General features: G+C 63.1%; 18 protein-coding genes and 3 pseudogenes. 6 read left to right on the forward strand and 15 right to left on the reverse strand.

The genetic code is table 11. From position 1 onward, the window contains the following. Positions 1–397 precede the first annotated feature (397 nt). From ACWGS9_RS31060 to ACWGS9_RS31070, 3 genes are all read right to left on the reverse strand, one after another. Positions 398–739 carry a hypothetical protein gene (locus tag ACWGS9_RS31060; RefSeq protein ID WP_454508823.1) on the reverse strand — a complete coding sequence of 114 codons (342 nt, stop codon included), beginning with the start codon at positions 737–739 and terminating at the stop codon, positions 398–400. 58 nt (positions 740–797) lie between these two features. Further along, on the reverse strand, positions 798–1121 hold the full coding sequence (locus tag ACWGS9_RS31065; protein WP_352778180.1) for a DUF736 domain-containing protein: 324 nt from the start codon (positions 1119–1121) through the stop codon (positions 798–800). Between the two features lie 682 nt (positions 1122–1803). Beyond that, entirely contained in the window at positions 1804–2337 is a 534-nt protein-coding gene (locus ACWGS9_RS31070; RefSeq protein WP_454508824.1) for a hypothetical protein, read from the reverse strand. 626 nt (positions 2338–2963) lie between these two features. Between ACWGS9_RS31070 and ltrA the strand changes: the two genes are divergently transcribed. The 3 genes and pseudogenes from ltrA to ACWGS9_RS31085 all read left to right on the forward strand — a co-directional run bounded on the left by ltrA (position 2964) and on the right by ACWGS9_RS31085 (position 6783). Further along, positions 2964–4490, forward strand: coding sequence for a group II intron reverse transcriptase/maturase (gene ltrA, locus ACWGS9_RS31075; protein ID WP_454508825.1), 1527 nt, complete (start codon positions 2964–2966; stop codon positions 4488–4490). Between the two features lie 720 nt (positions 4491–5210). Next, positions 5211–5474, forward strand: coding sequence for a hypothetical protein (locus ACWGS9_RS31080; protein ID WP_454508826.1), 264 nt, complete (start codon positions 5211–5213; stop codon positions 5472–5474). After that, a pseudogene (locus tag ACWGS9_RS31085) lies at positions 5428–6783 on the forward strand (hypothetical protein). Before ACWGS9_RS31080 ends, ACWGS9_RS31085 begins: the two are co-directional and overlap by 47 nt. Before the next feature lie 67 nt (positions 6784–6850). Here the strand turns inward: ACWGS9_RS31085 and ACWGS9_RS31090 are convergent. From ACWGS9_RS31090 to ACWGS9_RS31135, 10 genes are all read right to left on the reverse strand, one after another. Next, on the reverse strand, positions 6851–6982 hold the full coding sequence (locus tag ACWGS9_RS31090; RefSeq protein WP_454508827.1) for a hypothetical protein: 132 nt from the start codon (positions 6980–6982) through the stop codon (positions 6851–6853). A 211-nt stretch (positions 6983–7193) separates the two neighbouring features. Then, positions 7194–8135 (reverse strand): DUF2493 domain-containing protein, encoded by a 942-nt coding sequence (locus ACWGS9_RS31095; protein ID WP_454508828.1) that lies wholly within the window; start codon positions 8133–8135, stop codon positions 7194–7196. Between the two features lie 242 nt (positions 8136–8377). Next, a complete protein-coding gene (locus ACWGS9_RS31100) occupies positions 8378–9427 on the reverse strand; it encodes a DUF7146 domain-containing protein (protein WP_454508829.1) in 1050 nt (349 codons plus the stop codon). Positions 9428–9442: 15 nt separating this feature from the next. After that, on the reverse strand, positions 9443–13975 hold the full coding sequence (locus ACWGS9_RS31105) for a strawberry notch-like NTP hydrolase domain-containing protein (RefSeq protein ID WP_454508830.1): 4533 nt from the start codon (positions 13973–13975) through the stop codon (positions 9443–9445). Between the two features lie 334 nt (positions 13976–14309). Then, positions 14310–14573, reverse strand: a complete 264-nt coding sequence (locus ACWGS9_RS31110) for a DUF982 domain-containing protein (protein ID WP_454508831.1) — start codon at positions 14571–14573, stop codon at positions 14310–14312. Positions 14574–14719: 146 nt separating this feature from the next. Next, positions 14720–15409 carry a transposase gene (locus ACWGS9_RS31115; protein ID WP_454508832.1) on the reverse strand — a complete coding sequence of 230 codons (690 nt, stop codon included), beginning with the start codon at positions 15407–15409 and terminating at the stop codon, positions 14720–14722. Positions 15410–15598: 189 nt separating this feature from the next. Beyond that, positions 15599–16183, reverse strand: a complete 585-nt coding sequence (locus ACWGS9_RS31120) for a DUF1419 domain-containing protein (protein ID WP_454508833.1) — start codon at positions 16181–16183, stop codon at positions 15599–15601. A 170-nt stretch (positions 16184–16353) separates the two neighbouring features. Beyond that, a complete protein-coding gene (locus ACWGS9_RS31125; RefSeq protein ID WP_454508834.1) occupies positions 16354–16749 on the reverse strand; it encodes a hypothetical protein in 396 nt (131 codons plus the stop codon). Between the two features lie 85 nt (positions 16750–16834). Next, complete coding sequence (locus ACWGS9_RS31130) at positions 16835–17311, reverse strand: hypothetical protein (RefSeq protein ID WP_454508835.1); 477 nt, start codon at positions 17309–17311, stop codon at positions 16835–16837. Positions 17312–17384: 73 nt separating this feature from the next. After that, a complete protein-coding gene (locus tag ACWGS9_RS31135) occupies positions 17385–19520 on the reverse strand; it encodes a ParB/RepB/Spo0J family partition protein (protein WP_454508836.1) in 2136 nt (711 codons plus the stop codon). 194 nt (positions 19521–19714) lie between these two features. Here ACWGS9_RS31135 and ACWGS9_RS31140 point away from each other — a divergent pair, with 194 nt between their 5' ends. Beyond that, positions 19715–20335 carry a DUF433 domain-containing protein gene (locus tag ACWGS9_RS31140; RefSeq protein ID WP_454508837.1) on the forward strand — a complete coding sequence of 207 codons (621 nt, stop codon included), beginning with the start codon at positions 19715–19717 and terminating at the stop codon, positions 20333–20335. Further along, complete coding sequence (locus tag ACWGS9_RS31145; protein ID WP_454508838.1) at positions 20332–20718, forward strand: DUF5615 family PIN-like protein; 387 nt, start codon at positions 20332–20334, stop codon at positions 20716–20718. Before ACWGS9_RS31140 ends, ACWGS9_RS31145 begins: the two co-directional genes overlap by 4 nt. A 276-nt stretch (positions 20719–20994) precedes the next feature. Here the strand turns inward: ACWGS9_RS31145 and ACWGS9_RS31150 are convergent, their stop codons facing one another. Beyond that, a complete protein-coding gene (locus ACWGS9_RS31150; protein WP_454508839.1) occupies positions 20995–22191 on the reverse strand; it encodes a DUF932 domain-containing protein in 1197 nt (398 codons plus the stop codon). A gap of 370 nt (positions 22192–22561) precedes the next feature. On the opposite strand from ACWGS9_RS31150, the pseudogene ACWGS9_RS31155 reads away from it, so the two are divergent. Continuing rightward, a pseudogene (locus tag ACWGS9_RS31155) lies at positions 22562–23753 on the forward strand (DUF1173 domain-containing protein). A gap of 384 nt (positions 23754–24137) precedes the next feature. Here the strand turns inward: ACWGS9_RS31155 and ACWGS9_RS31160 are convergent. Next, positions 24138–24752: pseudogene (locus ACWGS9_RS31160) on the reverse strand (4-phosphopantoate--beta-alanine ligase); the annotation flags it as partial. Between the last annotated feature and the right edge of the window lie 76 nt (positions 24753–24828).

The following is a 24828-nucleotide window of genomic DNA, read 5'->3' on the forward strand; positions in this document are numbered from 1 at the left end:
CCTGTAGCCTATTCCCTGGAAAAGCCGGCCTCCGCGCCGGTTTTTTTGTGCCCGATTTTTCCTCCGCTCAGACTCACCCGGCATGATTGCAAGCGGCGACGGCCAAAGTAAAGTATCAAAATTCGGAGTTGAGATCGCCGCGAAGAGCGCCGAGAACAGTCCCGCTGTGAGCGATCGCCGGCACGGCCTTATCCCCGGCGACCTTTGCGGCGAAATCTGGATCCCGCGCATCGTTCCTCAAGGGCACGCATGCCAGCCCGTGGCGCGGGCCACGAGCTTGACCTCTGATCTGCGCGCGGCGTTGCCGCTATGACTTTAAAGGAGAGCAGCTTCGTCACGACGCGCAAAACAGGGCCGGCGACGGAGCTGCGTCGCCGGCCCTTGAGGCTGCGTTCGTCTAGCCAGGGTCGTGGAGGCGATTCAGAAGCTCGCGAAAGGCGCCATAGCGCGGCGGGCGATCGCCAGCAGCGATTTTATCCTCGACCAGCTTGATGGCGATGCCGTGCGGCAGCGGCATGAAGTCGTAGCCGTGCGCTACGGCAGCGCGGTGAAGATCTTCCAGCGCTTCGAATGCCTGGTCGTGCGTGCCAAGCCAGAGCGCGGGTTCGTCGGTCACCTCGTGCGGGAACGCCTGCAGGAAATAGGTCCGCAGCGGCGGGTCATAGCCGATAATCGCTTGCGGGTCCGAGCGGCCTTGTCGGGTGACTGTGCCAGTGACTGTGATTGTGTAGCGGCTCATGGCATCCTCCTGTTGCCGGGGGCGAAGCCGGCCCCTTGCGGGGCCGGCCAGCGATGGCTCACTGCGGGTTGTTCCAGAGGATGACCTTCTTGTTCTCTTCGCCGCCGGGCGCCGGAGCGAGGTTGCCGAAGATGACGCCGATCTCGGGGGCTTCCAGCTTGACCGAGAGGTACTCCTCTCCCGAACGCTGGGAGATGCGGTGCCAGCCGGCGCCGATCTCGAAGCCCGTGCGCTTGTTGACGATCCGGTAGTCGGGGGCGTCCTCGCGCGACTTGTTGGGGTTCGGGATGAGGGTGATCGGGGCGTTGACCCGGAGCGTGGCGAAGACGCCTTCCATCGAGCCGTCGGCCTTGGTGGTGAGGTTTGCGATCGTGGTGGCCATGGTAGTTCTCCTTCGGTTGCATCGGGACCATTCCCGATGGCGCCAAAGGAGAGGGCCGTCCTGCTGCGGTCATCGCGGCGAAAATTCTGGAAAATTCTATTTGCCGAAAAACGCGGGCAGGCCCTTCGCCTGACCGCAACCAAAAAACAGAAATCGAATTTTCCTGAATATTCGCCGAGTGTACCCCCATCGGGGGTTGACCGCACAAAGCAGGCGGCCGTCTACAAAGGCGACATGAAACGGGAATGGTCCCGGATGCGACCGAAGGAGAAGACCCAGGACGCCATTGCAGACTGCGCGCGCGCCGCCGGTTCGCCGGAAGACGCTTGCCGGCCTGGCCTCTCGGGTCATGCCCCTGCCTCGCCGCTGCCGCGAACAGCAGTACGGCGCGTGAATAGCCTTGCGTCTTCGGTATGGCGACACAGCGGCTTCGAGATCGGCGCCGGGTCTCAGCGAATTCACGCCCTCGGCAGGCGGGGCCTCGCAGCCAGGCTGGGATGTTCGGCACGCTTGCGCCTGCTTCAGATGCGGCGACAGGTCAGGATGATCATTCGCACACGCCCCGCAACTGCGCGCGTGGCCGGCTTCGAAAGGGGCGCGCTACCCGGACGTTCACACAACGGAGGTGGGCGCGCCGGGCCGAGGCCAAGCCTGCCCGACAGTCGCTGGACCGCGGCGTCCATCATCCTGGCAACACCAGACGTTCGTCCGCCGTCATGCAAGCTTCGGCTTGTCGGCGAATGTCCGAGCCGGCATGGTGAAGCATGGCGCACCAGTCTTCCACATCGTATGTGGTCGCCACGCTGCCCCTGGCCAGATCGTAAATGACGCACGGCTTGTTTGCCATGGCGAGCCGAAGCACATTGACGGCCGTGCCGGGCGATGCCCCGTCCCAGACCATCATCCCGAAGTCGGCGCGGCGCGCCATCTCACGGTCTTTGGCAGCGTGGACCAAGTACCCATGAGCGCCTTCAGGAGGCGGGACATGGTAGGCGGCCCAATCGCCGAGATTGTTGCGGGGTTCCTTGTCGGCATGGAAGACGCCGACATGTTCGTAGCCGTAGCCCGCGAGTAGGCTCTGCGCCTCGGAATCGGCTCCGGGCGCGTTGCCGATCAACACACCATGCTCGGCTGCGACGATCGCGCCGATGCGAGCAATGGCAAGTTCCGGCAGCTCGAAGATGTCGCGTGATCCACCTATGAATATCATCGTCATGGTGACTTTCCGTGCGCCAAGAGTGACGGGTGGAATCCGTCACGCGCACTTGTTGCCCCTGCGGGGTGGGAGACCCCGCCGCCAACGTGCCGCAAGCGCGGGGGTTGAAGCAGACGGGTGAGGTAAGCCGGGTGCCTCCGGTGAGCCATAAATCAGCAGAACCCGTCAAAGTCGGACGTTCCGGGACTTCCGCCCAGGGCCGGTCCGGCGAGCATGCCTGTTATGGGAAGAGTAATCGAACCGATGTTGGAAGCCTCGTTGCAACATGTAATCCGCCAAACCGGAGGTGGGCGGATCGGCCGAAAGGCCGGAGAAGCGCCGATCCCTGCTGGTAAGTCAGGGATCAGGGGCACACGTCATGACGTGTGTCAGTCAGCGGCCCAGCTTGCGGTGGCCGCTGGTCGGAATTTTCACGGGGTAAAGTCGGTCCCTAAGGCAGGCGAAGGGACATCAGGTGAACTTGGGAACCTTGCCGTGTTCTCTCCCGCCGGATGGCGCGAGACGATCGAGGCGACCGATGACCGGCACGGCAGGGGGCGGAGTCTCCGTAGTAGTCCGAGGACGGGAAAGCCGTCCACATGGCGAAGGGGGACAGTGAGTGAAGCAAGCCGGCAGGAGGTGGGCCGATGAAGCCCGATGCGGTGAATACCGCGTTTGTCCTCAACATGCAGCGCAAGCTTCACAGGTGGAGTACTGCGGACGCCGACAAGGTGTTCGCAGATCTGTTTAATATCGTATGCGACCGCAGGACGCTTGCGGAAAGCTGGCGGCGATTGTCCTCCAACAAGGGCAGTCGCACACCGGGCACTGATGGCGTCACGCGGAAAAAGGTCGAAGAGCGGCCCGGCGGCGTAGCGCAGTTCCTCGAAGATATCCGACGAGAACTCCGCGACGGCACCTATCGGCCCGAGCCTGTCCGGCAAAGGCTGATCCCGAAACCGGGGAAGCCCGGCAAGGTGCGCCCGCTCGGCATTCCGACGCTCAGAGACCGACTGGTGCAAATGGCTTTGAAGCTGGTTCTGGAGCCGATCTTCGAGGCGGACTTCTATCCGACCTCATACGGCTTCCGGCCCGGTCGGAGCACCCATGATGCCCTGGCGAAAATCCAGCGGCAATTGCATCCCTCAGCCAGCGGCACCTCTGAGTACCGCTTTGTAATCGAGGGAGACATCAAGGGGTGCTTCGATGCCGTCGATCACCATGTGCTGATGGAGCGCGTGCGACGCCGGATCAAGGACCACAAGGTCCTCTGGCTTGTGCTCGCATTCCTGAAAGCCGGGGTCATGATCGAAGGTGCCGTCCGCCACCCTGTCACGGGCACCCCGCAGGGCGGCATCATCTCACCGTTGCTGGCCAACGTCTATCTGGCGGCCATCGACGAGAGATATGGGCGGTGGTCGATGCGACCTCGCGAACGACCGCAGAATGCAGCCAACCGGCGGCAATATGACCGCCGGAGAAACAGGCCGACATTCTTCGCCGTGCGTTATGCCGACGACTTCGTTGTGCTGACGGACGGGACACGCGAGGACGCCGAAGCGGAAAAGCAGGCGCTGGCGCAGTTCCTGAAAATGGAACTGCGCATGGAATTGTCGATGGAAAAGACCCAAATCACCAAGGTCGAGGATGGCTTCGACTACCTCGGCTACCGGGTGGTGCAGACCAAGGCACGCCGCACCGGACACATGGTCGGCAATCTCTTCATCCCGAAGAGCAAGCTGAAGGACCTCCGCCACAAGATCAAAGTCAGGGTGAAGGAGACGCCCACAGGCCAATCCCTCGCCGATCTCATCGACGACCTCAACCCGGTCATCACCGGCTGGCGAAACTATTACCGCTACGCCACATGGGCTACGCGGGACTTTGCCAGTCTGGACTGGTGGCTACGGGAGCGCATCGGGCGATGGCTGCGTAGGAAGCACCGAAAAGCGACATGGCGTGAGCTGCGTCGCCGCTTCCTTGGGACAGCGCCCGACAGCCGCTGGCGATGGGTCGACGGACCGAAATCGCTGCGGTTCTTCCGGGAAGGTGGATCGATCCACTTCCCACACCGGGGCATACGTATACCGAATGGATGGAACGATCCCGACGAGAAGTTCCGCAAAGGAGCCGATCGCTTCTGGGCATCGTTCAACGCCCTCATGGTCGCATGAGGGACACCCGTGGCGTAAGCCGCGCATGGAGAGCCGGTAGCTTGGAAACTCGCACGTCCGGTTCGGTGAGAGGAGCGCAGAAACCACCTCGCCGCGAGGCAGGCAGGCGCTGTGCTCCTACTCTACTTTCTTTTCAGCGGCCCTCGCCCCACTCCAGCCTCCCTCTCCCGCGCACGGCGCGGCGCGGACAAGCAGCCCCGCGCGGAATCGTCGCCGAAGGCCGGCGCGCCGGATGGGCCGCCGAGAGACGAACTGTCGAGGACCAGCCCGCTACCCGAGATGGCGGCAATCGCCGACGAGTTGCCCTGATCAGGAGGCAGGCGATCGGATCTGGTGGTTGCCCGGTGCGGATCGCGCGGGGCGCGCTGATCGGCTGGTCACACTTGGCGCCAGCTAGTAATAGCCGATCACGCCTCCGTCGTCGTGAACGACCAGAACAGGTGGGAACGCTTTGGCCTGATTGTTCACGCAAAACCGGTGAACCAGGCATTGAGCGCCGGTGTGCCGCGGTCGAATGCGTCGAACGGTGCGTGTCATCGAGCAGTTGAAAGCTGAAGCCGCTGATCGTTCCTGCAGCGCTGACCTATACAGCCGCTCGGCCGCTTTGGGTGACGGAGCCGCCGGGGCCGAGATTGCCTGCAGAGGCGATCGACACGACAACGATAGCAGGGCGAATGATGATGCAGATGGTCGGTTTCCTTCGCTGAATTCGAGCGCGCGATGATCCGCGAACGCACCTCCGCCGGGCTCATCAAGGCCAGGTCCGAGGACCGAATCGGCGGCCGCCGCAGGAAGCACGACGCAAAGAAAGGACTGGAAGTTACCGAAAGTGTCTTGTCGGGCCGCAAGTCCGGTGCCGAAATGGCCAGGCTCTATGATATCAGCGAGCCGACCGTTTCCAGGATCGTCGCTATCCACCGCGAGACAAGGAGTACCCATGAAAGCCAGCCTGATATGTCTCATAAAATTCCTCGGCCGCCATGACTGGACGTTTCATTTCGATGAGGTGATGGGCGATCATTTGTGGCCCGTCATGGATGAATTCGATCTCGACCATGAGGAGATCGGCGAAGCACTCGGCGATCATTGGACCATGACTTTGTGGGGATGCGTCTTCGAGGACTTCCTCGCACAAGTCTTCGAACCCGACGACCAGACCTTTGTCGACGCCTATCTCAAACGCCGCGGCTGGAAGGAGAGCGCGAAAAGCCAGGGCATACATGAAAGCGCTCAGCGTGTCCGTCATGAGCCTCTACGAGGTCAGCGAGATCGTTCCCGGCAAATCCTTTCTCGCGCGCGATTTGATCCGCGGCGGCGAGCCCATCATGGTCAGCGAAGGGCCGGCCACCCAGACACTGAAACAATGGGAGCGGATCGGCCCGGATCGTGCCGATCGGCGACAGGTCCATCGTCGCGGGCGGCCTGCTGCCCTTCTCGCCTGAAGCCTCGGATGCGTTGCGGGAAGGGCTGCGGGCATTGCCCGGCAAGCGGCGCCGTTCCAAAACCAAACCATCACTCGACGACGACATGCTGCGCGCGGCCGCTCCCCCGTTCACCCACGCCTGGCCGTTCGACAACCTGCCCAAGGCGCTTGGAGAAACGCAGCCATTCGTCCACAACATCGATGGCGATGAAATCGTCTTTCACGAAGTGCGCTTTCCGCTTGCACCCGGAGCAGCGCAAAAAGACGTCGTCGCCCGGCTCGAGGGAGTTCCGGATCTGCGCCAGGAGAATGCCCAGTTCTGGAACTGGCTGGGCCCGCGGCCGCAAAGCCGCCGGATGAAAGCTCACGCGCCGAATGCCATTGCCGCTGGCGTGACAATGGAAGACGGCACGCCGGTGCTCGGCAATCTCGAACTGACGGGACGCTTCCTGGTCCTTTCGGCTAATTCCGCCGCGCGCGCCGCCAAAGGAACCAGGCCCCTGGAGAACGTGCTCGGCCAGTTGGTGCGCTCTCCGCTGACGACGATCCAGACCATCGAACAAATGAAGGCCTCCCGAAAGGGGCGAGAGACATCGTCCGACGAGATTCCACTCGAGATCGCCACGCCGCTCGTCCACGCCATGCTCGACAAACAATATCGCGAAATCCTCGACGAAGCCGGTCGGCATGCTCGGAGACCTCGCGCCAAGGGCAGCCATACGGACGACGAAAGGCCGAGAAAAGGTCGCCGAATGGCTCAAATATCTCGAATACCGGTCCGCAAGCTGCCAAAATCCGCAAGACCCGATGGCAACCTACGACTTCGGCTGGCTGGGGCGCGAGGTCAACGTTGAAAACCTCCGCCGCTAGGCCGTACCGTATTTCTGTGTCCCATCAATAATGTACTGAAGCCGTTTCGTCCGCGATCGCAATCTGGTTATGCAGCGCGGCGCATGAACTCGGTGCGCGACAGGCCGAGCCGTTCCGAGCCGCGGTCGATGATGGTGAGATCGTCGTCGCGGAACTGCATCGAGACGGGTGTCTTCTCCTTCGGGGCTTTGATGGTCACATGGTGCGCTCTGTGCTTATAAATGTGTTCGTGACGACAACGCGCCCGGCGATACACCAGCGGCAAGCGACGCGCGTCCCGTGCCATTGGTCGCTTTGAGCGGCGCTGTGCAACTGGTTCGGACAGGTGAACACGACGAACCCGACCGCGAGCGGTCGGGTTCGTTGCCGTGGTAATGGAAGCGAGCGCGGAAGCAAGGAAGGCGGGCGCTTCACGCGCCGCCCTCCTTGAAGCGCCAGACCGGGATCCCGAGGTGGCGGGCCTTATCGGCCAGGTTCTCGGTGATGCCGGAGCCGGGAAAGACGATGATGCCTGCCGGCACGACCGACAGCAGCTGGTCGTTGCGCCGAAACGGCGCCGCCTTGGCGTGGCGGTTCCAGTCCGGCTTGAAGGCGATCTGCGTCACCTTGCGGTTCTCGGCCCAGCAGGCGGCGATGCGTTCCGCACCGCGCGGGCTGCCGCCGTGCAGCAGCACCATGTCGGGGTGCTTTTCGCGGGCCTTGTCGAGCGCGTCCCAGATCCGATCGTGATCGTTGAAGTCGAGCCCCCCGGCAAAGGCGATCTTGGTGCCGGCGGGCACCAGCACCTCGGTTTCGGCACGCCGCCGCGCGGCGAGGAAATCCCGGGAGTCGATGACCGCCGCTGTCAGCGACTGATGGGAGACTTTGGAGCCGGTGCGCGGACGCCATGCCGATCCCGTATTGGCCTCGTAGAGGTCGGCGGCCTCGTCGCGCATGATCTCGAACACGTTGCGGCGCTCGATGAGGGTGATGCCTTCGGCCGTGAGTCGTTCGAGCTCGACCGATTTCACCTCGGAGCCGTCCTGCTCGTGCTGGCTCGTGCGCTGCGCGTCCTCGTTGCGATCGAGGCCGCGGGAAACGCGCTCGGCGGCGCGGTGGAAGAGATTGGTGAAGGACCAGAGCAGGTCGTCGAGGTCAGGTTCGAGCCTGGTATCGCCCAGCATGCCGGCGAAAGTCTCGGCGATGCCCGCAAGCCCGGCCCGGATCGCCGTCTCGTCTGGCAGGGGGCGGGGGTCCGGCTCGTCCTGATGTGGACGGTGACCGTACATCTGCAGCTCGAGAATGACGCGGTCGGTCGGCGAGGAGGCGTGGTAGGGCTCGTAGGCGTCGTCGGAAGGAAGCTCGAAGGTCATGGCGCGTCTCCGTGGGTTGTGGCCGCGCCTGTCGCGGCCTGACAGCGCACCACGGCCTCGCTCGGGACGCGGCCGCACCGAAGGCCGTAGCGAAGCGGAGGACGGCGCAGCCGTTGCGGCCGTGGCCTGGGCGTGGCAGGGGTCGCCTCTCAGGCAGGCCGCGGGCGCGACCTCTCGATGGAACCCGCCATGCCTGCAAGCCTTTCAATGACGCCGCCCTGCCCGCCCGCGGGCTTGCGCCGTCATCCGGACGGAGGCAAGAGACTGGCATCCTCCGGGACGAGCTGATCGCCCAGCCATGCCGCAAGATGGGCCGCGCCAAGATGGCGCAGATCATCGTTGAAGTCGCCGAGCCGCGGCCGCAACGCCAGCGCGAGAATCCCGGCCTCACCCGCTCGCCGGCTGAGACGCTCGATGCCATGCCGGCCGGCGGCGTCCGCATCCGCCGCGATGTACAGGCGGCGGCAGCCAAGCGGAAAGCTCAGGCCGGCGAGGTGATTGGCCGAGGTGGCGGCGGCTACCGGCAGCGCTGGCATCACGATCTTTAGCGATGCCAGCGTCTCGAGTCCCTCGCCAGCAGCCATGACCGGAACAGGCGTACCGGGCTGGAGGCCAAGCCAGATGCCGTTTCCGAGTAAGTGACCGAGCGAGCGGCGCGGATCGGCGATCGGCGCCTTTCCGTTGCCGCGTGCGTCCAGCCAGGTGCGCTGGACACCGGTAATACGCCCGTCGAGGTTGGTGACGGCGGCAATCAGGGCAGGAAGCGTCTGGCTGTCGCCCGTCACGAGATCGCGGTAGTAACAGCCGGGATGGAAGCGCAGCGCACGCTCATGCGTGGAGAGCAGGATGCCGCGCCCGGCGAGATAGCGTTCGGCAAGCGTGCCGGGAATCGGCTGCGACATGCTGAACAGGCGGCGCGCGGCGTCGGGAGAACCGCGTGCGGCGGCCAGCTGGCGCTCTGCGCCATCGGTTTGCGACTGGCGCTTCGGTCGCGGCATGGCGAGGAAGCGGCGGGCCTCTTCCGCGACCTCGCGGAACTCCGTGAGGCCACAAGTTTCGCCGATGACATCGAGTAGATCGCCGAATTCCGAGGACGCTTCATCCACCCATCTGCCGGCTGGACCCTTGGCATTGGCCTTCAGCCGCACGTGCATGGAGCGGCCACGCGTGTTGCGGACATCGCCGACGATCCAGTAGTTGCCGCTGCGGCGGCCGTTGGAGAGATATTCGCGGCACACCGCCTCGGCATGTTCGCCAAGACGCTGTGCCAGTTCGGATGCCGAGCTGGTCATGATCGCCTCCTCCGCTCAAGCCGATGCGGCACGATCGGTGATGCCGATGAGCGGGTGACCATCGAGGAGCATGGCGAGGATGGTCCGACCTTCGGCGCGGGTCGGGATGAACAGCCTGAGCTTCCAGGAGATGATCTCCGAAACCAGCCCGAGAGTCTTCAGCCGCGGCACCATTGCTTCGGTGAAGCCAATCAGCTCGACGCGATAATCGGTCATGACGCGGCTGCGGCGAACGGTGAGGCCGTCGGCAAGCTGCAGCGCGATCCGTCCGTCGACCAGGCCGCTCCAGGCTTGGTCCGAAGGCAGCGTCGGGACATGATCAAGACCGAGATTCCGGAACATTGTCGCGACCAGCGTCGACGCGATATGGCGTCCGATGATGCGTTCCCCCTCATCGGTCTGGATGCGATAGACCCGGCAGTCGTCATCCGGCAGGCGCCGCCAGATCGGCAGGAGGAGGCCGGTGACGATGTGGAACGTGCTGGTGTTGAACTCGGGAACCGCCGACAGTTCAGTCTGCCAGCATTCGCAAAACATTTTTCTGTCCGCGGGCTGCCAATGCGTTTCGGCAAGCGCCTCGAGGCCGAAGCGCAGCTCGTCGGTCGGCCGCAACAGTCGTACGCGATGTTCGACGCTGCCGTCGTCGAGCATGAGGCTCGCGGTCGGAAGCTGTATCGCCGCGCGGCTCGAACGTGTGTCGACGAGCAGGACCGATTGCGGCTCGCTACGTGCAATGTCGAGCGCATCGACAAGGCCGAGCGGACGCATGCGATCCTTGCGTGCGACGGTCAGCACGTGCGACTGCGCTCCTGAAACCGGGTGCGTGTAGACGGTGCGGCGGTCGGTGACAACGATGCTTTCCGCCGTGACCGTCTCAAGCCCTTTGTCGTAATGCCCGGCAGCGACAGCGCCTTCGATCTTGGCGGCCATCAACTGCTCGAAAACCTCGAACAGCAGGTTCTGCGTCTCGATGCGCAGCGCAAGAAGACGATTGAGCCAGGTCGTGATCGGCGGCAGCTCGTCGCGAAGGCCACCTTCGTCCGTGGTTAGCGACAGGCCGGTGACGGTTTCGAAGATCGAGAGCGAGCAGCCCTCGATCTTGCCCTGGTGCAGCAGCATGTAGAATTGCCGCAGGGCTGCGCGGGCGTATGGGCTTTCGAGATTGTCTTCGGCGCGGAACAGCCCGGCCCCGCCGGTCTGGCGCTGGCCGCGGGTGATGGCGCCAAGCGTGTCGAGCCGCCTGGCGATCGTCGACAGGAAGCGCTTACCTGCCTTGACATTGGCGGCCATCGGCCTGAACAGCGGCGGCTGCTTCTGATTTGTGCGGTGGGTGCGCCCGAGGCCCTGGATGGCATTGTCGGCGCGCCAGCCGGCTTCAAGCAGATAGTGCTTGCGCAGCCTCTGGTTTTTCGTACCGAGATCAGCGTGATACGAGCGGCCGGTCCCGCCGGCGTCGGAGAAAATCAGCAGGCGCTTTTCATCGTCCATGAAGCCCTGGGTCTCGGCAAGGTTGGCCGAGCCCGGACGGTTCTCCACCGCAAGCCGGTCGATGCCGTCGCGACCGGTCTTCCTGACAATGCGGCGCGCGCGGCCCGTCACCTCGGCGACGATCTCCGTCCCGAAATGGTGGATGATCTGGTCGAGCGCGCTGCCGACCGGTCGTAACAACGCGAGCTTCTCGATCATATCGTCGCGCCGACGGACCGCCTCGCGGCATTGAACTGGATTGCCGTCCTTGTCATGCACGGGGCGCGAATACACGTTTCCTTCGGCATCCGAATATTCTTCGAACAGCTGGGAGGGGAAGGAGTGCATCAAATACCCGCCGACGTATTCACGGGGTGTGACGTCGACGTTGAGGTCGGACCATTCCTCGGCCGGGATCTCGGCAAGGCGGCGTTCCATCAGCGCCTCACCTGTCGAGACGATCTGAACGACGGCAGCGTGTCCATCGGCTAGGTCTCGCCCGATCGCGCCGAGCAGGCTCGGCGTCATCATCGAGGTGATCAGATGGCTGAAGAAGCGCTGCTTGGTGCTCTCGAAGGCCGAGCGCGCCGCCGCCTTGGCGTTGCGGTTCAACGTGGCGGACTCGCTGGTGATGTTGGTCGCCTCGAGCGCGGCGTTGAGGTTATTGTGGATCACCTGAAAGGCGTCGGCATAGGCGTTGTAGATGCGGATCTGTTCCTCGCTCAGCTCGTGCTCGAGCAGGTCGTATTCGACGCCGTCATAGGACAGCGAACGCGCCGTGTAGAGACCGAGGGATTTGAGGTCGCGCGCAAGCACTTCCATAGCGGCGACACCGCCATCCTCGATCGCGGCGACGAAATCGGCGCGGTTGGCGAACGGAAAATCGTCGCTCCCCCAGATGCCGAGGCGCTGCGCATAGGCGAGGTTCTCGACAGCGGTCGCACCTGTCGCCGATACATAAACGACCCGGGCGTCGGGCAGTGCGTGCTGTAGACGCAAGCCGGCCTTGCCCTGCTGCGAGGGTGCGACGTCGCCGCGCTCGCTTTTGCCACCGGCGGCATTGGCCATGGCATGCGCCTCGTCGAAGACGATGACCCCGTCGAAGGGCCTTTTCGACGGGGTCGCGGATTCGCCGCTTCCCGCCGAGTTTTCTTTTGTGCCGGTCGGGTTAGCCTTCCCCGCCTGCTGGCCGACCCAGTCGATGATCTGGGCGAGCCGGGACTTTTTGCCGTCGCGCTCCTGCGAGCGCAGGGTCGCGTAGGTGGTGAACAGGATGCCTTCGGCAAGGCGGATCGGCGTGCCTTGCCGAAAACGCGAGAGCGGCTGCACCAGGAGCTTCTCCTGGCCGAGGGCTGCCCAGTCGCGCTGGGCATCCTCGAGCAGCTTGTCCGACTTGGAAATCCAGATCGCCCGGCGGCGGCCCTGAAGCCAGTTATCCAGGATGATGCCAGCGACCTGGCGGCCCTTGCCGCAACCGGTGCCGTCGCCCAGGAACCATCCACGGCGGAAGCGGACGGCGTTTTCGGCGCCTTCAGGTGCTGCCGAGACGACATCGCAGGTGCCGTCGACAGTCCAAGCCCCGGCGAGATGACCGCAATGGGCTTCGCCGGCATAGATCACGCTTTCGATCTGTGCATCCGACAGCAGCCCTTCATCGATGACAGCATCTGCCAGCAAGGGGCGATAGGAGGGCTTGGGCGGTGCAACCGCTGCCATCGCGGCCGATTGCACGAGCGGGGTCGGATGCGGCATCGCCCTTGGAATGTGGATCGACTGGAGCGCGTAGGGCTCGTAGATGGTGTCGGTTAGATGACCGCCAGCTTCCGGCGCCCAGTCGCGCAGCTCGTAGGCAAGTGGCTCGGCAGGCTGGCTGTTTGCCAGGACCGATCCGGCCGGCACGACCCGGGCAACCGGGCGAGCCGGCCGGAAAACCTTCACAGCGTTCGGCAAGGCATTGGCGGGTGCGGAGTTTGCCGCGGATCGGTCGACCATGCGCCGCGCGGCGTTGCGCAGAACCCCGTTGGCAACAGCACCAATGGAATCGGGGTAGCCGCCGGGTATCCGTGGCGGCAAACTGCAAATCCAGGAAAGCAGCGTCTCCACATCCGGAGCCTTGCCCGGCGAGGCGACGAAGCGGGTCGGGTCGGCGGCCGGTGCCTTGTCGATGATCGTGAGCCGGGTTTCGGCAGTCGTGCCATGGCGGGCGTATACGCGGCCGTCGATCGCCGCCGTGAACACGACAGTGCCTTGCTCCTGCAGGCGCGCGAAAGCCGGTCGCCATTTTGGGTTTTCGGGGGAAAAGTTGGCGCCGGTGATCGCGACTAGCCGCCCGCCTGGCTGAAGACGAGCAAGGGCGGACGTCAGATGCCGCCATGCCGCGTCGGCAACACGGCCATCGACGTACGCACCGACCGTGAACGGCGGGTTCATCAACACCACGGACGGCTCGATGCCCGCATCGAGATGGTCGTCGATGTGAGCGGCATCATGACGGAAGGTCGCAGCGTCCGGAAACAAGAGGTCGAGTAGATCGGCGCGCGTTTCAGCCAGCTCGTTGAGCGCGAGTGAGGCCTGCGCGGTTTCGGCATGCACGGCAAGCAGGCCGGTGCCGGCCGACGGCTCCAGCACGAGATCCGATGGAACGATCGCCGCGGCTCGGGCGGCGACAAAGGCAAGCGGCAGCGGTGTGGAAAGCTGCTGCATCGCCTGGCTTTCTTGTGAGCGCCGCGTATGCGTGGGCACGAGCTGCGCGACCTTCGTCATCTTGGCGAGGGCTGCCTCTGGCGAAGTCGAGCGCAAAAGGATTGCCGCTCCGAACTTGCGGATGAACAAGGCCTGGGCCACCTCGAGCGCCTCGTAGGCATCCTTCCAGACCCAGTAGCCCTCCGCGTCCGTCCCGCCGAAGCACGACGACATGGCGGCCCCCAGCACATTGGTGCTGATCGGCCGCCCGCCTTCGAGCGAGACCAGGAGAAGATGGGCAGCGCAAAGTATCGCCTCGGCACGGTTGGCTGTGCCGAGTGCGGGCGCGGCAAGAGTTGCGGCCGCCGTGGCGGCGGCCGGCGCGGTAACTATGTTCATGGGATCGTTCCTTATCGTGGAGGGTTCAGCCTCGCCGGCGCTCTCTCTGCGCCGCCCGGGCCGAACCCCTCCCGGCCCCCACTCTGCCTCCAGCGACAGAACTCCCCGCAGGTTGCCCCTCCAGTGTCGCAACTCCATGCGGAAGCAGGAATGCTGAGGCGATGAGGGACTTCAGTTGGGAAGATTTATGAGAGCGAGCCGCCTGGCTTCAGGCGGCGCTTCGCGCGCGCATTTTTCCATGCCGCGGAGAAACACTTCGCAGCCGCGCGACACGGTCGCCACACTGCGCGTGGATTCAATTGATTAATCGTAAGCTCGATGAACGCGTTCCGCCCTAATCACTGCGCAAAATCTTTGCCTCGAGGGCGGCCGCCACGAATGCGCGCCGAGCGGCTGGAGGACGAGCCTCGCCACGCAGCACCTGCAGACAGATGTCCATCGCTGTCCTGCGTTTCTCGGTCTGGCGAGGGAGATCGCGAAGCAAAATGGTGGCTGCGTCGTTGACATCGTGCACGATGCGCTCCGATCCGTGGCGGCCAAGCTGAACGACGACTGGCCTCTCAAACCTGCTCAAACAGCCAACTCCCCCGCATTCCATCGCATTGCCGCACGGAAACCCTGCATTCAGCGCCCCTGAACACGGCTATCTGCACAGGAGATCCTCTTGGCGCAAATCCCTCACCGGGAACATGACAGCCCAATGATCTTGAACCGGGCCCGCTCTTGCTAGGCCGGAGACCGCTTTTAGTGGAGCCCAAGCCTTTTTTTCAGTTCGGCATTCTCCTTGCGAAGGCGTTCCGCAAGCAGGCTCTTCAGGCGCTTGTTTTCTTCCTGGAGCGCGACCAGGTCCTTGAGTTCGTCGGTCTCTGCTGCAGGGATCGTGGCTTTCTTCCAAAGATAATAGGTCTGCTCCGAGATCCCGGCCTGCTTCACCGCGCTCCTGTGGGTGGCGCCGCTTCTGACCGACCTTTCGATCTGGGTAAGCTTTTGGGCGCGATCCTTTTCAGAATAGACCTTGCGGGGTGCGCGAGCCGTCGCCGCCGCTACCCCATTGGCTTGGGCAGCCGCCTCGGCGCCATTGGTCCGGGCGGGTGGGGTCGACTGAGCTTTTACCTTGCCCGAGCGCCGGGGCTTTTTCTTGGTACCTGGCGTGTCCAATTTCGTCGCGCCTTCCGTTGCGGCACCTGTTGATTCAGCTTGTTCTGGACCTGCCATTTGGTGCTCCAATGTCGTTTGCTGCAATCCTTCAGCATCACGGGCCACGATACTGGAGTCAATATCCTGATGACTTGACGGAGCAACGTTCTGGAGCTCTGTCGATGCTTCGGCGAAGGCTGCTGAGAAATCAATGTCGCCCCAGATGGAGCCATTGCGCCTTTGATAACCGCGCTTCTGTCTGACTTCCACAATGAACGGTCGGGTCTGCCGCGTCATAATTCTTCCTTGACTGAAATACGATCGTATAGAACTGCAACTGAAGACGACTCAAAATTGCTCAGGCAATCTCCATTGTTGGCGGAGCTTTATCGGACAACGCCGATTAGGAGCAAGAGCCGTTTTACATCGATCGAATTTGGCGTTCAGCCCAGTACCCAGCTCCAAGGAATTGAGCGCTCTCATTGATCACTTGGTAGGCAGAAGGTGATCGATTTCGTCATCGGACAGATCCTCGAGGAGCTTAAGAATGGCGCCCGACCCGCCAGCGTTGACCATAATGGTCCGCTTTCCCCGATGCTGCGCCGGCCAGGCATCGGGATCGATGTCGCCGGCGCGCCCCTTGAAATCCGGATGCGTCGCGGTCCAGATTGCTTCGAGCTTTTCCTCGCGCGTCATGCTGTCGGCAGCTCCCGTTTCATGAGCGACAATGGCGGCCCGCATGGCGTCCGGACTGTGTCTGTCGGACAGGTCGCAGAACCCGTGGAACCAGCGTTCGCGACCGCGGACCCTGATTGCAAAGAAGACGCTGGTGACATACCCGGCCTTGTATTCCGATATGCCGAACATGCCGGTGCGCTGAAATAACGGTGGCAGGAGCTCAAGCATGGAGTGGTATTCCACGCTGGAGATCTGGAACCACTCACCAGCGTATGGAGTGCCCGATAGCGGGTCGACGCCTGGCACGTCGCGGTGGCGGTTGAACAGTTCGAACATCTGATCGCGTGTCGCGACACCGTCGAACACTTTTCTGAAGGGCGGATGTGAAGGCATGGCGTTTCTCCTCGAAGGCACGCCAAAGGCGCGCGGAATGCTCCACGAGAGCGCCGCGATGGCGTGAAGGTTTTGTGCTGGATTGGAGCTCGGTGGCACCAGCCGGCGCCTGCCGGCAGCCCATTGAGCGACTGGCAGAGCAGGCGGAGCTTTGCCGGCAGGCAGCGTCGTCAGGCGGCGCGAGCTCTGTTCGCCATCACAGCTTGATTTCGACCGAGGCCCGTGATGGCGCGAACAGCAGCAGAGAGCGCCGGGATGTCGTCCAGTAGGGCAAGCGCCACAATGTGGTTGGCGCCGCCTGTATAGTCCTTGCGGCCTTTGCAGGTGCGGATCAGTATGCCGTATCCGGACGACATCCCGAACTGGCCGACCTGGATGTAAACGGCGGTGTGGTGCAAGGTCACTTCACCTGACACCGCTATGCCCGCCTTGTTGGAACGCACATCGTATGACCCGGCCGGAAGGCAAAGCGCGGCGGCGAGTTTCTTGAGCCGAGAACGGGCCGTGGCGTGAAAACGTCTCTTCTGCTGGCCGTTATAGGAGCAGCTTTTTGTCCAGTCGAACATATCGATCTCCATGAAACCGAACAGGCCCGGCGATCGCTTGCGCGAGCCCGGGCCTGTCGTCGGTTGCTTTTATGCGATGAAAACGTCAGACCGCCGTGCGGCCCTCGATGAAGTCGGCGCCGACCTCGCCGGCCGAAACCTCCGCGAGATAGGCTTGGCTATACGGATTGCTGGCGAGCCAGCGTTCGGCGGCCTCGCGATCCCTGGCGAGGTGCAGGAGTTCCGGGCTGCCGCCGAGGTCCTGCAGGACACGCACCATGCCGATGGCCGGACGCTCGACAATCTCGAAACGCAACTGGCTCTCGACGGAGTATGTGCGCCGAACCGAGACAACGATAGTTCCGGCTTGGCCGAAATCGCCTTCATGCAGGGTAAAACATGCCGGCGAGCTATAGGTCGCTCGTGAGCGTGGCGGTTCCATCTTCACCAGTCGGCCGACGCCGTTGCGACTTTCCCAGGCGACGAGCTTTTTCGTGAAACGCGCCGGCGGTTTCGGTGTGTCGTCGTAGTAGCGGATGACGCTCCCCAGGCTGGCGCGATCGTAGACCAAATGTGCAGGCATTTGCAGGGTTCTCCATATCTCGAAACAGAAGGGCCCGGCAGAGATGCCAAGCCCACCGAGGATCGGAAGCCGCCTATTCGGCAGCCTGCAGATGGTCAGCGTCGCCGCCGGCGCCGATCGTGGTCTCATCGATCGATGGATCCACTTCGTCGGCGAGGAAGGCCGGCAGTTCGGCGGCGGCTTCACCCTCGGCATCGTCGGTGCCGGTCTCGCCGGCATCAACAACCACATCGTCGTCATTGAGGCGCAGCGGCTCGGGCAGCCAGTTCGACCCTTCGAGAAGACGGGCAGCTTCACGCGCCATGAGGTCCTTCTTCATGTGGTCGATCAGCTGCGCGGAGTCCTCGCCGCGGGCCTCGCGAACCGCCTTCACGATCCGGGCTTTGGTGACCCGGCCGAGATAGTTGTCGACAGTCGGTTCCCAGCCGGCCGTGACCATGTCAAAGCCGAGTGTGGTGGCGAGTGCATCTGCATGGGCAAGCGCACCCGGGCGCTTGTTCCAGGCCTCGACGACGGCGTTGAGCGAGAGCGACGCACAGTGCGCGAACAGCGCTTTGCGGCTCGCCTCGTCGAGGCCGAGCAGGAACTCCCACAGTCCGTCACTGTCGGGCATATCCCGATCCCAGGCCTCGTGACGCTCGGCAATCTCCTTCGCCCAGGGGGTCTCGACGAGACCCTCGACCTGACCGAAGTTGTTGCTCAGCATGGTGACCTCGAGGCAGCTGTCCTTGGCGAAACGGTAGAACACCTGCAGCACGAGGGCATGGAGCACGGTGACGAAGGCGATGTCGACGTTGCTCGCGAGCGCGTTGCGCAGCGCCAGCGTCTTTTGCGCCGTAAGGTCGAAGACAAGCCGCTCCGGCAGCGGCTTGATGCCTTCTTCCTCAGGCTCGTCGGCCGCATCGGATCCGCCGTTCGTGGACCTGCCGTTGACTACGACGCCATTGGCGCCGTCCTCATCGGACTGCGACGCGTCACGTTCCCCGCCGTCGGCCTCCTTGTCATCGTCGGCCTCGGCCCGGGGCTCATCCTCGGGACGAACAAATCCGGCTTCGATCTGGAGCTGGCCGGTGGCGCCGAGGGTCACGAACGCTCCGGCAATGCCCTTCTGCGCCGGATCGTAGACCTGTGGTCGATCGCTGAACGCGTCTAGTTCGGCGCCAAGCTGATCAAGCCTGTCCTCAATCTCCTGGTCGGCTTCCTCCATCTCGGCATATTTGGCGTCGAGCGCACCATACTCGGCCTTCGCCGCGTCGTAACGGGCGATCTCCTCGGCGCTCATCTCCGCCTGTTCCGCGTAGATGCGCCGCATGCCGGAGGTATGCCCATAAGCGAAGCTGATCGCGGATTCGACCCACTTCCAGCCGTCGGCGCGGATTGTTTCTGCATCGATCTTCAGCCTGTCGAAGACCAGTTGCTCGAGAAGGGCAGCATCCTGGAACCAGCCGCCGGAATCCCGCTCGAACAGATCGCGCAGGATGACGCCGCCGGCAGCCTCATAGGCCTCTGCGCCGACATAGACCGCCCGGCGATCATCGGCGCGAACCGTGGTCTCCGTTAGAAGGCGGCGGATGTAATAGGGTTCCTGCATGTGCGGATTGCCGGAGATGCGCTCCCAGACCTGCTCCTGACGGGAATGGTCGTCGGAGATCGAGAACGCCATCATCTGCTCGAGGCGGATTTCATCCTTCTCGTAGAGCTCGAGCAGTTTTGGCGAGACCGAGGCGAGCCTCAGCCGCTGTTTGACGGTCGCCGCCGACACGAAGAACCGGGCGGCGATTTCCTCGACGTCGAGCCCCTGCTCCTTCAGTGCCCTGAACGCTCGGAACTGGTCGAGGGGATGCAGGTTTTCGCGATGCAGATTCTCGGCAAGCGAGTCCTCTTCGGCCGATGTCGTTGCGCTGCGGTTGAGGATGCAGGGGATCGGCTCGTTCTTCGCCAGACGCTTCTGCTTGACGAGAATGCCGAGCGCGAGATAGCGGCGGCCGCCGGCAGGCATCTCATACATGCCGGTCTCCTCGTCGTTTGCGTCGAGAACCGGACGGACGTTCAGGCTCTGCAAGAGCTTGCGGCGACCGATGTCCTCGGCGAGTTGCTCGATGGTGACGCCGTCCTTCACCCGACGAACGTTCTTCTGCGACAGCACGAGTTTGTCATAGGCAATGTTCTCCGCTGCATTCATAGCGATCTTCTGGCTGGCCTTTGCCATGGTCAGGGTCTCCATGACGGGTGGCCCGGGGCCTCTCCCCGAACCTCCAAACCCGTCAAAAACCTCTCCCCTCCCCCCTCTGCCTCTCACGGCCGCGCCGGCGCCGGCACAGGCCGGTTCCACGCAACCGGGCGGCTGGACCGACGGAGAAAGAGGAGCTATATATCTTCCAGAAACGTGGAAGGATTACTGTCATGGCCGGATTCAGCGCAGAGGTGCTCACCGCCAACGAGGCGGCGTCGGTGACGCGCGTGCCGCTCAAGCAGGTGCATCGCATCATCGACGCCGGCTTGCTGCGCGGCCGTGTCGAGATGCGTCGCGGCAGCCGCGTCATCGTCGGTTCGGGACTAGTGGGATTGCGTCTGGCGTGGTTGACGGCCGAGACACTGACGCCAACGGCACGTCGGCGCATCGTCGAGCGCGCGATCGCAACCGACGCGGCATCGGTGGTTGCCGCCGCCCCACTGAAGGTCGACCTGAAGCCGATCGCCGCCGAGGTGAAGATCGGCCTCGCCCGGCTTCGGAAAGCGAAGGCGATGGTGGCGCGCGATGCAGACATTCTCGGCGGCCAGCCGGTGTTTACTGGAACGCGTGTGCTTGTTCATGACATCGCTGACATGCTCGCGGCTGGCGATACGCCGGACGCGATCCATGCCGGCTATCCGCAGTTGGCCCTCGACCAGGTCGAGCTTGCCGCCGACTACGCGCTTGCCTATCCCCGGCGCGGCCGTCCGCCGGCAAAGCCAGTCTGGCGGACCACGCCGTCAAAATCGTCGCGCACGGTCAGTCTCGACGATTTGCCGGCGACTTCGTGAAGTTCCTGATCGACGAATGCCTGAGCCCGGACCTTGCGAAACTGGCGCGAGAGAGTGGGTATCCGCAGTCCAGCCACGTGCGCTGGCTGGGCCTGGCGGGCGCGAAAGATCATGTTGTCACCAGACGCGCTGTCGATGACGGCTATGTCCTGGTTACCCACAACACGACGGATTTCCGGGGGCTTTACGGTCGCGAAGACCTGCACGTCGGATTAATAGCCTTCAACACGGCGCCAGGATTGATGAGTCTCGATCTTCAGGTGCGGCTTTTCCTCCTCGCCCTTTCGGAACTCGGCGGCGAGGAGGCATGGAACGAAGCGCTGGAGATCTCAGTGGACGTGGATCGAACCGTGACGATCGAGAGATTCGATCTTCCAGAATAGCGGTTATTCGTCCGGTTCGCCAATGTCGACCTGGTCAGCGAAGCGCCTCCAACATATGGGTATGGTCCATGAGGACATGGATGAGCGCCTGGCGATCGATGGTGACGGTCATGCTGGTGCTGCGTGTGCGCTCATGCCGTTCATTCAGCGTCTCGAACTCGTCCACGGTGGTGTGATGAAAGGCGCCGTCCTCCTGGCTGGGGCGGAGCGGCGGCTCGAAGAGGGCGATGATCGGAGAGCCGACGGAGCGATGTGCCGCACCGCCGGCGAGCGGAATCAGGGGGCGAAGTCAAGCAGCTTCTTTGCCTTGCCTTCCATCTCGAGCCGGACGTCTTGGTGCTGCTTGTCGCGCGCGACGCGGGTGATGCCCTGCACGAAATCGAAAACCGATGCCGGCGGATGGCCTTCGTCGGTGAGCACGGCGTCGATGATCCTCGTGGTTTCGCCTTTCGAGAAGCCGCGCTTGCGCAAAAATGTCGTGCGCTCCTCGTCGTCTCGCGCGACGACACGGTCGCGCGCTGCCTTGATGCCATTGACGAAGGGCATCGGTGAGGATTCGGCGAACTGGATCAGTGCTGGCTCGGCTTCCAGCGCAAAGCGCGAGGCGGCATATTTGGAGTGTCGGATGGTGATTTCCTGGAAATCCTCGACACCCCACAAGTTGCGATTCTGACATACTGCCCGCAGGTAAAAGCTTGCAATTCCAAGCGTTTTCGAGCCGACCTCGCTGTTCCAGGCATAAAATCCGCGGAAGTAGAGATCCGGTTCGCCGTTCGGCAAGCGACCTGCCTCTATGGGGTTGAGATCGTCGACCAAGAACACGAAGATGTCGCGATCGGAGGCATAAAGCGTCGTCGTGTCCTTCGAGATATCGACATTCGGATTGTAGATGCTGGTCGACCAGTCGAGCACGCCCGGCACCTTCCAGCGCGTGTCGCCAGTGCCGTTGCCAGCGATCTTTCGCACGGCCTCAACGAGTTCGTGGTCGAAAATCCTCCCATAGTCTGGACCAGTGACCGCTCGGAGCTCGAGACGGCCGTTCTCGATCTCGAGCGTCTTGACCTGCTCGGCGCGGTGCGTGGAAAAGCCATACTGCAGATTGATCCCGGCGAGCGCAGCCGGAAGCTGGCGCAGATAGGTAGCGGGTGCGCCGACCAGGGTGGCGAGCTGACCAAAACTCCAGTGTGTCGGCGCGACCGGCGTGTGGGCATCCGGCAGCATGAGCGTCAGCCTCTCGGGATTTTCACGGGAGGCTTCCACACGGATCGCCTCGCTTTCCACGATTCGCGTCTTGCTGCGTTCGGACCGCCGCCTCACCGCATTGTTGAGGTCGGTGAGCGACAGGTAGCGTTCGTCGTCCGGCCGGTTGAACCATTCCGACGACACGCGGCCAATGCGCTGGCCGCGGCTGACATCCACCTTGTAACCGTTGTTCCCGCTCCGCACGGGCGCCTGAATTTCCATCTGGGTCATAGCTCTTGCTCCGCGACGGGGCGCCAGGAGCCTCTCTCCAGGCTTTCACCCGCCGCCAGCACTCCACTCCGCCCTCTCCCTCTGTTGGCGCCGGCCAAGGCAGTCACGAGTGCTGAGCTTGCAGCAGCTTCCGCCTCAGGGATCTGCCGACGCTGAAGACCGGCCGCGGGCCGGGCTTCAGCGAAACGCCAGTACGCTCCCGCGGCGAGACGCCCCCGCTATTGGCCGGGGCTGGTCACCCACATGAAGCGTCAGGCCACCCTTCCCGATGCATTCACCTGCCGGCGAGAACAATCGCGGTTGCCACGATGCCGAAATCATGAATCAATGCGCGTCCAGGGATGCGGCGGCACCCGGAGCGATGGAGGCGATGCGACGATTCAGAATTGCTGACCAGGTCATAGAAGAATCGGCGTCTGACCTGCAGGTCATCCTTGCGGATGCCTACCGGCGCAAGAGCCGGCCACTTTGCCTATGCCAAGAGCCGGGTGCGGCAATGTATATTGCCCAGGTCGGCGACCAGTACATCATCAAGCGCATGCCGTCGTCGGGCGGCGGGCATGATCCGTCCTGTTCGTCCTACGAGCCGCCCGACGAGCTATCCGGCCTCGGCATGCTGATGGGCAGCGCAATACAGGTCGATCCCGAGAGTGGGCTGGCCTCGCTGAAGCTGGATTTCAGCCTGTCGAAGGTCGCTGGCCGGGCAAGACCTGTCGGGGGTGCGGGCGGCTCCGACAGCGTGACCGGCGATGCAAAGAAATTGTCCTTGCGCAGCCTGCTTCACTACCTTTGGCATGAAGCCGAGTTGACGGCCTGGACCTCACGCTGGGCCGGGAAGCGCCATTGGTGGAACATCCGATGGCATCTGATCGAGGCCGCCCGCCAGATGACGGCGAAGGGCGGGATGTTGAGCGACATCCTGTTCGTGCCGGAGCCGTTCCGGTCCGCAGACAAGGCCGGGATCGAGCAGCGACGTGCGGCGGCGCTCGCCCCTGCTCAGCCGCCGAAGACCGGTCCGAGGCAGCTGATGATCCTCGTTGGCGAGTTCAAGGAACTTGAGCCGGCGCGCAGCGGTCATAAGCTGATCATCAAGCACATGCCAGGGTTCGTATTTTTGGTCGATGATGGACTTTACCGCCGGCTTCAATCTCGCTTCGAGACCGAGCTCATGCTGTGGGGCACCGATGAGGCGTCACACCTGATCGCGATCGCAACGTTCGCACTCACGCCGACCGGGCTCGCCGTCATCGAGGAACTGGCGCTGATGGTGGTGGCGGAAAACTGGGTACCTTACGAGTCCGCTTACGAAAAGAAGCTGGTCGATGCACCGGCCAGGCTGCAGACGCGTTGCGTAAAGGGCCTGCGCTACAATTTGCCGGCAAATCGGCCGGCGGCTGCCGCCCTGACACAGGGGCAGCAGCGATCGACCGCGCTTTATATCGTCCCCAATTGCCGATTCATCCTACCTGGATGCAGTTGAGGAGTTGATCGCATCGCGACCCGAGATCGATGCGTGGCTATGGAGGGTGGCGGATGGAGACATGCCGCCCCTGCCCACATGATTTTAGCTGGAGGCTTTGGCCGAAACAAAGGCCAATGAACGAAAGCCCACTTGGCCGGGGGCCGAGTGGGCTTGTCTGGCGGAACGCAGCACCTATCCGTCCGTGAAGGTCGCATAGCCATGGTAAAGATTAGATTAGCGAGATCGAATTTTCGAACGAGCTTCGCTGGTTTCTCAGGATCGGACCACGTTCCGTTTACATTAGCATTTGTGCATATGTTTAGGTTGTGGCGCTGCTTTAGCGGTAGGAGAAAGCTGTTACGTCCGCGGCGAGGTTTTGGAGCGTCATGATGACCATCTCCTGGCATGTTGCAGGAGTCGAGCTCACCACAGGCCTTGCTAAGGATCGCCGGCAGTTCCCGCGTTGCTGCCGCGTCCTCTCGATTCAGGCAGCGGCTTGACGCAATACTTCAGGGCGCGGCAACGCCACCTGGAGATTGTCGATTAGCCGCGTTTCGCCAAGCCAGGCAGCGACGAGCAGCCGCGCTGGTCGATCTAATGTGAGTATTGAGGCAAGGTCACTCTCCGAGCGCAGCTCGAGATACTCGACCTTGGAGAAGCCGGCGGCGAGGATCGCCTCTCGGCCGACAGTCAGCGCACGCTGTATAGATTCCCCTGAACTCAGCTGCCTGGCAGTTTGGCCCAGGATTTCAGCCAGTCGAGGCGCCCTGTTGCGCTCAGCCAAAGACAGGCGCGCGTTGCGCGACGACATTGCCAGGCCATCGGCTTCGCGAACCGTCGGGCCAGCGATGATCTTGATTGGGATATCGAGGTCACGGACAAGCTGGCGCACCACGTGAAGTTGCTGAAAATCCTTTTCGCCGAAAAACGCCAGATCGGCCCCGGTCTGCAGAAGAAGCTTCGTGACCACGGTTGCTACGCCATCGAAGTGGCCGGGACGAAAGGTGCCGCAAAGCCCCTCGCTCACACCGCCGACCGAAACTGTGGTCCCGAAGCCTTGCGGATAAATGTCGGCTGCATCGGGAGCATAAAGAATATGGTCGCAAACTCATAAACTGGGTATCGTGCTGATGTAAGTTCTGATTCAAGGCTTCTTTTGGAGGCTTTGATGCGTC

Source organism: Mesorhizobium sp. Arg314, assembly GCF_053714275.1.